Below are 10825 nucleotides of genomic sequence, written 5' to 3'. Positions count from 1 at the left end.
AGGATGTGCTCGCGGGTCTGGGGCATGGGGCCGTCAGCGGCGGAGCACACCAGGATCGCGCCGTCCATCTGGGCGGCGCCGGTGATCATGTTTTTCACATAGTCGGCGTGGCCTGGGCAGTCGACGTGGGCGTAGTGGCGGTTGGCCGTCTCGTATTCCACGTGGGCGGTGTTGATGGTGATGCCGCGGGCTTTTTCTTCGGGAGCCGCGTCGATCTGGTCGTAACCCTTGGCTTCGCCGCCGAACTTGGCTGCGAGCACGGTCGTGATCGCTGCCGTCAGGGTGGTCTTGCCATGGTCAACGTGCCCAATCGTGCCTACGTTGACGTGCGGCTTGGTCCGCTCAAATTTGCCTTTTGCCATTTTTAACTCCAGATAAAGAACACGCCCGTGTATGGTTTAACGTTTGCACTGTGTTGCTTGTTCCATCACCACGGGCAGTGAGGGGCACACAATCGCAGACAGGAAAAAAGAAGGTGCCGGCCCCTGCGGGACCGGCACCGGTTTTACTTACTTGGCGCGCGCAGCCATGATGGCTTCGGACACATTGCGCGGCGCTTCGGAGTAGTGCTTGAACTCCATGGTGTAGGTGGCACGGCCCTGCGACATCGAACGCAGCGTGGTCGAGTAACCGAACATCTCGGACAGGGGCACTTCCGCCTTGATGGCCTTGCCGCCACCGACCATGTCTTCCATACCCTGCACCATGCCGCGGCGTGAGGACAGATCGCCCATCACGTTGCCGGCGTAGTCTTCAGGCGTTTCCACCTCGACAGCCATCATCGGCTCCAGAATCACCGGGCCGGCCTTGCGGCAGCCTTCCTTGAAACCGAAGATCGCAGCCATCTTGAAGGCCATTTCGTTCGAGTCCACATCGTGGTACGAACCGAAGTGCAGCGTGACCTTGACGTCGACCACTGGGTAACCGGCCAGCACGCCCGAAGTCACTGCTTCGTGAATGCCTTTTTCAACCGCAGGGATGTATTCGCGAGGAACCACACCGCCCTTGATCGCGTCGATGAACTCGATGCCCTTGCCCATTTCGTTGGGCTCGATCTTGAGCACCACGTGACCGTACTGGCCCTTGCCGCCCGACTGACGCACGAACTTGCCTTCGGCATCTTCGATGGTCTTGCGGATGGTCTCGCGGTAAGCCACCTGGGGCTTGCCAACGTTGGCTTCCACGCCGAACTCGCGCTTCATGCGGTCCACAATGATTTCCAGATGCAGCTCGCCCATGCCGGCGATCAGGGTCTGACCGGACTCTTCGTCGGTCTTGACGCGGAAAGACGGATCTTCCTGGGCCAGACGCTGCAGGGCGATGCCCATTTTTTCCTGGTCAGCCTTGGTCTTGGGTTCGACGGCCTGCGTGATCACAGGCTCGGGGAACACCATGCGCTCGAGCATGACGATGGCATCCGGATCGCACAGGGTTTCGCCCGTAGTCACGTCTTTCAGGCCCACGCAGGCGGCAATGTCGCCGGCGCGGATTTCGCTGACTTCTTCGCGGTTGTTGGCGTGCATCTGCACGATACGGCCGATACGCTCTTTCTTGCCCTTGATCGGGTTGTAGACGCTGTCGCCCTTCTTCAGCACGCCGGAATAGACGCGCACGAAAGTCAGCTGACCCACGAACGGGTCGGTCATCAGCTTGAATGCCAGCGCGGAGAATTTCTCTTCGTCGTCGGCACGGCGGGTCACAGGCGCTTCGTCTTCATCCATGCCCTTGACAGGCGGAATGTCGATCGGCGACGGCATGAACTCGATCACGGCGTCCAGCATGCGCTGCACACCCTTGTTCTTGAACGCGGAGCCGCAGTACATCGGCTGGATTTCGCTGGCGATGGTGCGCGTGCGGATGCCCAGCTTGATTTCTTCTTCGGACAAATCACCTTCTTCGAGGTATTTGTTCATGAACTCTTCCGACGCTTCAGCGGCGGCTTCGACCATCTTCTCGCGCCATTCCTTGGCCAGCTCGAGGAGCTCGGCAGGGATGTCGCTGTAGGTGAATTTCATGCCTTGCGAGGCTTCATCCCAGATGATGGCCTTCATTTTCAGCAGGTCGACCACGCCGGTGAAGTTTTCCTCGGCGCCGATGGGGATCACCATGGGCACAGGGCTGGCCTTCAGACGCAGTTTCATCTGCTCCACGACCTTGAAGAAGTTGGCACCGGTGCGGTCCATCTTGTTGACAAAGGCCAGACGTGGCACCTTGTACTTGTTGGCCTGGCGCCAGACGGTTTCGGACTGGGGCTGAACGCCACCCACGGCGCAATAAACCATGCAGGCGCCATCCAGCACGCGCATGGAACGCTCCACCTCGATGGTGAAGTCCACGTGGCCGGGGGTGTCGATGATGTTGATGCGGTGCTCGGGCAGGGACGTGTCCATGCCTTTCCAGAAGCAGGTGGTTGCAGCGGAAGTAATCGTGATGCCACGCTCCTGCTCCTGCTCCATCCAGTCCATGGTGGCCGCGCCGTCATGAACTTCACCGATTTTGTGGTTCACGCCGGTGTAAAAGAGGATCCGCTCGGTGGTCGTTGTTTTTCCGGCATCGATGTGCGCGGAAATGCCAATGTTGCGGTAGTTTTGAATGGGGGTAGCGCGGGACATAAATTACTTTCAGTTCGGGGTTACGAACAAAGACTGCTGAAAGACGCCCTGCAATGACATCTCTCATGTTTTCTGCGCGTCTGCCAGCTGTGCGTTGTGCGCTCAGCTGGCAGAAATTGGGGTTGAACCGCCAGACGTCCAGGTGGTGGGCACCTGGAGGCCGCTCGGCAACCCGTCAAATCAGCGCAGCAAATACTGCGAACGAAAAATCAGAAGCGGAAGTGGCTGAACGCCTTGTTGGCTTCGGCCATGCGGTGGACTTCATCACGTTTTTTCATGGCACCGCCACGACCTTCGGTGGCTTCCATCAGTTCGTTGGCCAGGCGCAGAGACATGGACTTTTCGCCACGTTTCTTGGCGGCTTCCTTGAGCCAGCGCATGGCCAGGGCCATGCGGCGGACCGGACGCACTTCAACCGGCACCTGGTAGTTGGCACCGCCGACGCGGCGGGACTTCACCTCAACCATGGGCTTGATGTTGCCGATGGCCATGTGGAAAGCCTCCAGCGGATCTTTGCCGGGGTTCTTTTTCTCGATCTGCTCGAGGGCGCCATAGACGATACGCTCGGCGACAGCTTTTTTGCCGCCTTGCATGATGACGTTCATGAACTTGGCAAGGTCAACGTTGCCAAATTTTGGGTCAGGGAGAATTTCACGTTTAGGGACTTCGCGACGACGTGGCATTTTTTCACCTCTTTGCTTCAGCTGGCACTGCCTTGGGCAGCACCGCGAGAGTTATCAAACCCTCACTTACTCGACCGGCACAACAATTTGCACTTGGGTCACTTCGCTTGAAACACCTGCCAGGGTGATTCAAACACCTGTTTTTGAAGACGTCATGACAACCTCTTCTGGCGCGGGCCATAAAACCCGAGCCGGCTTGGCTTATTTGGCCTTTGGCTTCTTCGCACCGTACTTGGAGCGCGACTGCTTGCGGTCTTTCACGCCTTGCAGGTCGAGCGAACCACGAACGATGTGGTAACGCACACCGGGCAAGTCCTTGACACGACCGCCGCGAACCAGCACCACGCTGTGTTCCTGCAGGTTGTGGCCTTCGCCGCCGATGTAGGAAATGATTTCAAACCCGTTGGTCAGGCGCACTTTGGCGACTTTACGCAGAGCGGAGTTTGGCTTCTTGGGCGTCGTGGTGTACACACGGGTGCACACGCCACGGCGCTGGGGAGAGTTCTGCATCGCAGGACTCTTGGACTTGATCTTTTCGACCTCGCGCCCCTGGCGAACTAGCTGATTGATGGTTGGCATTTAAAACGTCCCTAAACGTCTGATTTCTGACTTGACTAAATACGTGACTATTTACGTGAAAACGTGAATCTCCCCGGAAATTCCGGAAAAGCCCTCGAGTGTAGCAGTTCGGGGGGCCATCTGCAAATTTACCCGGCCGGGGAGCCCCCCAGCTGCCGGCAGGGGCTCCCGCAGGGCATGGCGCCCTACTTGATCCAGAGCCGGACCGAGTCCCAGGCGCGGCCCAGGATGCCGGCTTCTTCCACCGTCTCCAGCGCCACCAGCGGCACATCCACCATGGTCTCGCCGCCGCCCACGTTGACCTTGAGCGTCCCGAGGGCCTGACCGCGGGTGAAAGGTGCGACCAGCGGATCCGGCCGGGCAACTTGGGTCTGAACCTTGGCGGAGCTTCCGGCGGGAACGGCAATCACGATGGCCTCGGGCCGGCCCAGCTTGACGGTGCCGGATTTGCCCTTCCAGACCGCCGGCGAAACCACCGCCTGGCCAGCATCGAACAGCTTGACCGCCTCAAACGCGGTGTAACCCCAGTTCAGCAGCTTTTGCGACTCATTGGCACGGGCGCTGTCGCTGGCGGTCCCCAGCACGATGGCCACCAGACGCCGGCCGCCGGGTGCGCCGGCGGCGCCCAGGTTCGGAAAGTCGCGTTTGGCGGTGGCAATCATGCAGTAACCGGCCGCGGCGGTGTGGCCGGTTTTCAGGCCATCAACCGTGGGGTCGCGAAACAGCAGGGTGTTGCGGTTGGTATCGTTGGCCGCTGGCGTGCCGGGGTAGCGGTATTTCTTGATCGCCGAAAAACCCATGTAGTCGGGGAAATCCTGCATCAGGCGGGTCGACAGGATGCTCAGGTCTCGCGCCGTGGTGGTGTGGCCCGGCTCGGTCAGGCCTTCCGGGTTCTTGTAGGCGGTCGATTTCATGCCCAGCGCCTTGGCCTGCTCATTCATGAGTTTCACAAAGTTTTCGGCGCTGCCGCCCACCCCTTCGGCCAGCGTCATGGTGGCGTCGTTGCCGGACTGCACGATCATGCCCTTGATCAGGTCTTCCACAGGGACCTGCATCTTGGGGTCGATGAACATGCGCGAACCCGGCATTTTCCAGGCGCGTTCGCTGACGCTGAAGGTCTGCTTGAGGGTGATTTTTTTGGACTTGAGCGCGTCAAACACCAGGTATTCGGTCATCAGTTTGGTCAACGAAGCCGGCTCGATCGGCGAGTCGATGTCCTTGGCAGCCAGGATCTGGTTGGCCGTGACATCGAGCAGCAGGTAGGAGCGGGCGGCCACTTCGGGCGGCAGCGGCATCTGCGCTTGCGCCACCGGCAAGAGAACCACGGAAGAAAGCAGCACAAGCGATGAAGCCACGCCACGGAAGGCAGTCAGGAAACGGTGCATGGGGAGATAAGACCTGAAGTGGAGGAGAAGAAAGTAAAGGCGGGAGCCAGGGATCGGCCTGAAAAAGTCAGCCCAGGTGGCGGATCACCAGATTTTTCAGAAGCGGCAATTGTCCATGAAAGAAGTGCCCGCCCCCGGGGATAACCGTAACAGGCAGTACTTGCGGACGCGCCCAGTCCAGCACCGCCTGCAGCGGCACCGTGTCGTCCTGCTCGCCGTGGATCACCAGCGTATGCGCGTGGGCGGCTTGCGGGATGGTCGCCACTGCAAAGCGGCTGGCGGCGGTGCCGACCAGCACCAGCTTGTCAATGGGACGCAGGGCCTCGAGGCGCTCAAAAACGTGTGACGTCACGAACGCGCCAAAGGAAAAACCGGCCAGAGCCAGCGCACCGGTGGGCGCCAGCTGCTGCACCACCGCCAGCATGTCGTCGATCTCGCCACGCCCCTCGTCGTACACCCCTTCACTGGCGCCGACGCCGCGGAAATTGAAACGCACCGCGGTCCAGCCGGCCTGGGTGAAGGCGCGCGCCAGGGTCTGCACCACCTTGTTGTCCAGCGTGCCGCCGAACAGTGGATGCGGATGCGCGATCACGGCGACGCCACGCGACGCGCCGGCGGGGGCGTCCAGCGCGGTTTCGATGACGCCGGCCGGGCCGGCCACCATGCTTTTCTGAGTTTGAGCGTTCATGGGCAAAATTCCGATGGACTCCATCCGCTACGAAAACAATAGCTGCCAGCGCCCGACCCATAAGGGCCAAAGCCATAAAACACGCATAACTTACGCTGGCGGGCAGTCTGCCGGCCCATCAGCGTCCCAGATGGGCTGGTATGCGCAGGCGCTCGACCACCTGGCCGTTTTTCAGGTGCGACTCGACAATTTCGTCGATGTCCTGCGCATCCACATAGCTGTACCAGACCGCCTCGGGATAAACCACGGCCACCGGCCCGGCCGCGCAGCGGTCCAGACAGCCAGCCTTGTTGACACGCACCTTGCCTGGTCCGGCCAGGCCAGCCGCCTTGACCTGCGCCTTGCAGCGGTCAAACCCTTCCTGGGCCTGGTGGTTGGCGCAGCTGTCTTCACCGCCGGCGCGCTGGTTCAGGCAGAAAAAGATGTGCCGCTCGTAATAGGAGCCGGGGGGTGCGCTGGGGGTGGTCATGTCTCGATTTTACTTTCGCCAGCGTCGGCGACCCGGCGGCTGGACAAACGCACCAGCACATAGAGCACGGTCGCAAAGGGCCAGAGCCAGCCCAGCCACTGCGCCAGGCCGTTGAAACGGACGAAGCGCCCCTGCTCCCAGATCTGCAGGGTCTCGGCAAAATAGGGCCCAACCGGCGCCTGGTTGAGCAAGGACAAATGAATGCTCAGCGCCAGCAGCAGCAGCGCAGCCGTGGCCCGGCGCGGCACCGGCAGCAGCAGCACGGCCAGCACGCCGCCCATCGTCAGGCCAACACGCACCGGCAGGTCCAGCCAGGCCCAGGCGTGGTCCGGGCCGTAGCTGAGCGCGGCAGACAGCGCGGTCAGCACGATGCCGGCCGCCAGCGTGAGCATCAGGAAGACAACGCGTTGCAGCAAGGTGCGGATCACGCAGTAGCCGAGCAGGCAGGGAATCAGCGCGCCCAGCGCCACACAGATCACCTCGACGCCAGGCACCAGCGGCTGCAGCTCGATGTCGCGCACCGGCAGCCACTCGAGAAACGGCGTGTCGGCCAGCATGTCGGCGAGCGCGTATTCCAGCCGCTCCAGCACCTGCCCCAGACCCAGCGGCACCGAAGCGGGGAACAGCAGCGCGACCGGCCACAGGGCCAGCAACACCAGCGCACCGCGGGCGTCGCGGACAAACCAGCGCGCGCGAAAGCGGCTCCAGCGGGCGATGGCGCCGGCTTTTTCCAGCAGCCAGGCGCTGCAGGCGCCCAGCCAGGCACCGGCGGTGTTGAGCGCGAAATCTACATTCGACGGCACGCGCGAAGGCAGGTAGCTCTGCAGCGTTTCCATGGCCAGCGACAGCAGGCCCGCGCTGACCACCGCCACGGTGACCGCCCAGCGCACACGGCCGCTGCGCAGGGCCGACAGGGCCAGCAGGAAACCGAGCGGCGCGTAACCGACCAGGTTGACGCCGACATCGAAACCGGTCCAGTAACGAGGAAGCGGTGAGGTCAGAAAATTAAGCGGCGAGATGCCCTGGTTGCGCCACTCGGCAAAGGGATAAAGGCTGGCGTAAACAATCAGGCAGACCGTGGCCAGGGCCAGCGGCCAGCTGGCGGTTCGCACACCCCCATCGTTAAGAGTTGGCTCACCCCTATCGTTCTCACTGCGCTTCGAAACGGGCTCACCCCTGACATCCTCACGATGCGGCACATCGTGTCGTTCTGCCTCCCCTTGCAGGGGACGAAGCATGGCGCCCGGCAAAGCCGGATCGCTCGCGTCTGCTGGTGAAGGCGGGGGGGACACGCTGACAGCCTTGTGATGCTAGAACGGCTTGACCACAACCAGGATCACGGCTGCGAGCAGCAAAAGTACCGGCACTTCGTTGAACCAGCGCCACCACACGTGGCTGCGGGTGTTGCGCCGGGCCACAAAGGTCGACAACATGCGGCTGCAGGCATGGTGGTAACCCAGGGCCAGGACCACGATGACGAGCTTGGCATGCATCCAGCCGTTGCCGGGGCCGCGCCCTATGCCGTAACCCAGCCACAGCCACAGGCCGAAGACCAGCGCGGGCACGGCGAGAATCGTGGTGAAGCGCAGCAGCTTGCGTGCCATCAGGATGAGGCGCTCATGCTCGGCCAGACTTTCCGGCGGCACCATCGCCAGGTTGACAAAAATGCGCGGCAGGTAAAACAGGCCCGCAAACCAGCTGGCAACAAAAACGATGTGGAGTGATTTGATCCAGAGCATCGAGGTAGTTTAGTTCGCGCTCAAAAACGTCTCACGACATTTCCAGAAATTCGATATGGGTTACGACATAACCCGGGTACAGGTTGGTCTTCCCTGCAACTTCGTTGTCCGGATGAAGTGCAAGGCGCCCGAACAGCGAATTGATGGAGATGCCGTGCAAAAAAAATGCCCGGTTGACGCTGAGTCAACCGGGCCTGGAAGCCTTGTCTGCTGTGACACTTGAAGGCGCCCGCTCAGGGAGGAAAAGCGGGATGTTGCCACCAGAAAGATGACAACACGCCGCATTCTAACCACGCCTGTAACACGAAGACAAGCACCGTTTGACCAAATTGAAAGATAGTTTTACTGACTATGTTCGATAGCGAACATACACCTGCCTCGGGCGATGAATTTCTGCCCCTGACAAAGCTTTGGCACAATTTGCCCATGACCCTCCACGCCTCCAACTTCGCCCCCTACCCGCTCGGCCGGCCGCGCCGCCTGCGCCGCGACAGCTTCACGCGCAACCTGGTGCGCGAAAACGCGCTGAGCGTCCACGACCTGATTTACCCGGTGTTTGTCACCGATGGCAGCCAGCGCCGCGAACCGGTGGCCTCCATGCCCGGCGTGGAACGGCTCAGCCTGGATTTGCTGTTGCCGGTGGCCGAAGAGTGTGTACAACTCGGTATCCCGGTGATGGCGCTGTTTCCGGTGATTGACGGCTCGCTCAAGACGTACGACGGCAAGGAAGCGCTGAACCCGGACGGCTTGGTGCCGCGTGTGGTGCGTGAACTGAAAAAGCGTTTCCCCGAGCTCGGCGTGATGACCGACGTGGCGCTCGACCCGTTCACCAGCCACGGCCAGGACGGCCTGCCCGACAAGGAGACCGGCTACATCCTGAACGACGAGACGATTGAGCTGCTGGTCGGGCAGGCGCTGGCCCAGGCCGAGGCAGGCGTCGACATCGTCGCGCCCAGCGACATGATGGACGGCCGCATTGGCGCGATCCGCCAGGCGCTCGAATCGCGCAAGCTGATCCACACCCGCATCATGGCCTACAGCGCCAAATACGCGAGCGCGTTTTACGGCCCGTTCCGCGATGCGGTCGGCTCCTCGGGCAACCTCGGCAAGGCCGACAAAAAGGTTTACCAGATGGACCCGGGCAACAGCGACGAAGCGCTGCGGGAGGTGGCGATGGACATTGCCGAGGGCGCCGACATGGTGATGGTCAAGCCCGGCATGCCTTACCTGGACGTGGTGCGCCGCGTGAAGGATGAGTTCGGCGTGCCGACCTTTGCCTACCAGGTCAGCGGCGAATACGCGATGCTCAAGGCGGCCGCGCAAAACGGCTGGCTGGACCACGACGCGGTGATGATGGAAAGCCTGCTCGCCTTCAAGCGCGCCGGGGCTGACGGCGTCCTCACCTACTTCGCCATCGCGGCAGCGCGTTTGCTACAAAAAACATAGCTATTTGCGCACGATTGGCAAGGGCTGCACACCAATTCGACCATCAACCGGACAGACACCGTGCAAATTGTTGAATTCACCGCCGACAGCCTGCGCTTTTCGGACACCCTGCCGGCGCAGGCACCGGCCGACGGTTTTGTCTGGGTCTTCCTGGACCGCGACGAATTCGAGACCCACGAGGCCCTGCTGCAGCAGGCGGCGCAGCAGTTGGGTGGCTCGGCCCTGCTGGACCTGCACAGCCAGGACCTGCGCAACCCGGCCCACCCTTCGCACTACGACTACACCTCGATCTACGACCTCGTCATCTTCCGGCGGCTGGCCACGCAGGTCGAAACCCGGGCCGAGGCCGAACACGAAGCAGCGGCCGAGGCCTACCACGGCCAAGGCGGCGAGCCGCGCATCAAGCCGCGCGGCGGCCTGCCCGCCTTCAACCGCATCAGCTCCCGGGCGGTGGGTTTTGTGGTGTTCGACCGGCTGCTGATCAGCGTGCACCCGCGCGGCTGCTACACCGCCAAAAGTTTCATCCAGCGCGCACTGAGCGACGCCAAGTTCAGCGTGGACAGTGTCTCCGCGCGCAGCCGCATCCCGTCCAGCCCGGCCGACCTGGTGCTGCGCATGGTCAACACCATGGTGGACAGCTATCTCGAGGTACGCAAGGAACTCACCAAGCAGCTCGAACACTGGCAGGCCGAATTGCTCAAGCCCAATTCGCGTTTCATCAACTGGGGCTCGCTGATGGGCGCACGCAGTCAGCTGCACGTGCTCGAAGACCTGTGCGACGAGCAGCACGACGCGATGCAGGAGTGGCTCGACTCCTTGCGCGAGCAGCCAATGTCGTCCTTTGCCGCCGACGCCCAGCTCGCGCTGACCCGGCGCGACCAGATGGTGGCACGGGCGCGCGATGTCATTGAACACATCCAGCGCGTGGTGCACCATGCACGGCGGCTGGAACAATCGGCTGAAACCGTGGTGCAGATCCACTTCAGCGCGCAGAGCAACCGCACCAACGACATCATGCGCACGCTGACCGCTCTGACCGCCGTGTTCCTGCCGCTGAACCTGATCACCGGTTTTTTCGGCATGAACTTCGAGTTCATGCCCCTGATTCACCAGACCAGCGGCTTCTGGTGGACCTTCGGCTTCATGGTGCTGCTGGTGGTGGTGGTGGTGTCGGTCTTCTGGCGCAAGCGCTACCTGGCCCGAAGCAGGCGTTAGGCACCCGGG

Annotated in this window: 11 protein-coding genes; 2 read left to right on the top strand and 9 right to left on the bottom strand. The window is 61.9% G+C overall.

Features of this window, described 5'->3' with window-relative positions; translation table 11 throughout:
* From AAG813_RS16750 to AAG813_RS16710, 9 genes are all read right to left on the bottom strand, one after another.
* Nucleotides 1-362, bottom strand: a 362-nt coding sequence (locus AAG813_RS16750) for a GTP-binding protein (RefSeq protein WP_341915980.1), incomplete at its 3' end; no start/stop codon positions are given.
* 147 nt (nucleotides 363-509) lie between these two features.
* Nucleotides 510-2612: an elongation factor G gene (gene fusA, locus AAG813_RS16745; RefSeq protein ID WP_341916856.1), complete on the bottom strand. Its 2103-nt coding sequence runs from the start codon at nucleotides 2610-2612 to the stop codon at nucleotides 510-512.
* 209 nt (nucleotides 2613-2821) lie between these two features.
* Nucleotides 2822-3295 (bottom strand): 30S ribosomal protein S7, encoded by a 474-nt coding sequence (gene rpsG / locus AAG813_RS16740; RefSeq protein ID WP_077592325.1) that lies wholly within the window; start codon nucleotides 3293-3295, stop codon nucleotides 2822-2824.
* Between the two features lie 201 nt (nucleotides 3296-3496).
* On the bottom strand, nucleotides 3497-3874 hold the full coding sequence (gene rpsL, locus AAG813_RS16735) for a 30S ribosomal protein S12 (protein ID WP_293595927.1): 378 nt from the start codon (nucleotides 3872-3874) through the stop codon (nucleotides 3497-3499).
* Nucleotides 3875-4059: 185 nt separating this feature from the next.
* The gene (locus AAG813_RS16730) at nucleotides 4060-5259 is read right to left on the bottom strand and encodes a D-alanyl-D-alanine carboxypeptidase family protein (protein WP_341916852.1); all 1200 of its coding nucleotides are present in this window, start codon (nucleotides 5257-5259) and stop codon (nucleotides 4060-4062) included.
* A gap of 67 nt (nucleotides 5260-5326) precedes the next feature.
* Nucleotides 5327-5947: a CocE/NonD family hydrolase gene (locus tag AAG813_RS16725; protein WP_341916850.1), complete on the bottom strand. Its 621-nt coding sequence runs from the start codon at nucleotides 5945-5947 to the stop codon at nucleotides 5327-5329.
* Nucleotides 5948-6065: 118 nt separating this feature from the next.
* Nucleotides 6066-6416 carry a (2Fe-2S) ferredoxin domain-containing protein gene (locus tag AAG813_RS16720; protein WP_341916848.1) on the bottom strand — a complete coding sequence of 117 codons (351 nt, stop codon included), beginning with the start codon at nucleotides 6414-6416 and terminating at the stop codon, nucleotides 6066-6068.
* A complete protein-coding gene (locus AAG813_RS16715) occupies nucleotides 6413-7528 on the bottom strand; it encodes a VanZ family protein (protein WP_341916846.1) in 1116 nt (371 codons plus the stop codon). The genes AAG813_RS16720 and AAG813_RS16715 overlap by 4 nt, the downstream gene beginning before the upstream one ends.
* Nucleotides 7529-7726: 198 nt before the next feature.
* Nucleotides 7727-8155, bottom strand: a complete 429-nt coding sequence (locus AAG813_RS16710; protein WP_341916844.1) for a CopD family protein — start codon at nucleotides 8153-8155, stop codon at nucleotides 7727-7729.
* A gap of 426 nt (nucleotides 8156-8581) precedes the next feature.
* Between AAG813_RS16710 and hemB the strand changes: the two genes are divergently transcribed.
* Nucleotides 8582-9601, top strand: coding sequence for a porphobilinogen synthase (gene hemB / locus AAG813_RS16705; protein ID WP_341916842.1), 1020 nt, complete (start codon nucleotides 8582-8584; stop codon nucleotides 9599-9601).
* Between the two features lie 60 nt (nucleotides 9602-9661).
* A complete protein-coding gene (locus tag AAG813_RS16700; RefSeq protein WP_341916840.1) occupies nucleotides 9662-10816 on the top strand; it encodes a magnesium transporter CorA family protein in 1155 nt (384 codons plus the stop codon).
* Nucleotides 10817-10825 lie beyond the last annotated feature (9 nt).

This window comes from Polaromonas sp. YR568 (assembly GCF_943371715.1).
In the GTDB taxonomy this organism is placed as follows: domain Bacteria; phylum Pseudomonadota; class Gammaproteobacteria; order Burkholderiales; family Burkholderiaceae_C; genus Polaromonas.
Note: the sequence above shows the minus strand (reverse complement) of the source record. Positions and strands in the feature narration are given on the sequence as shown.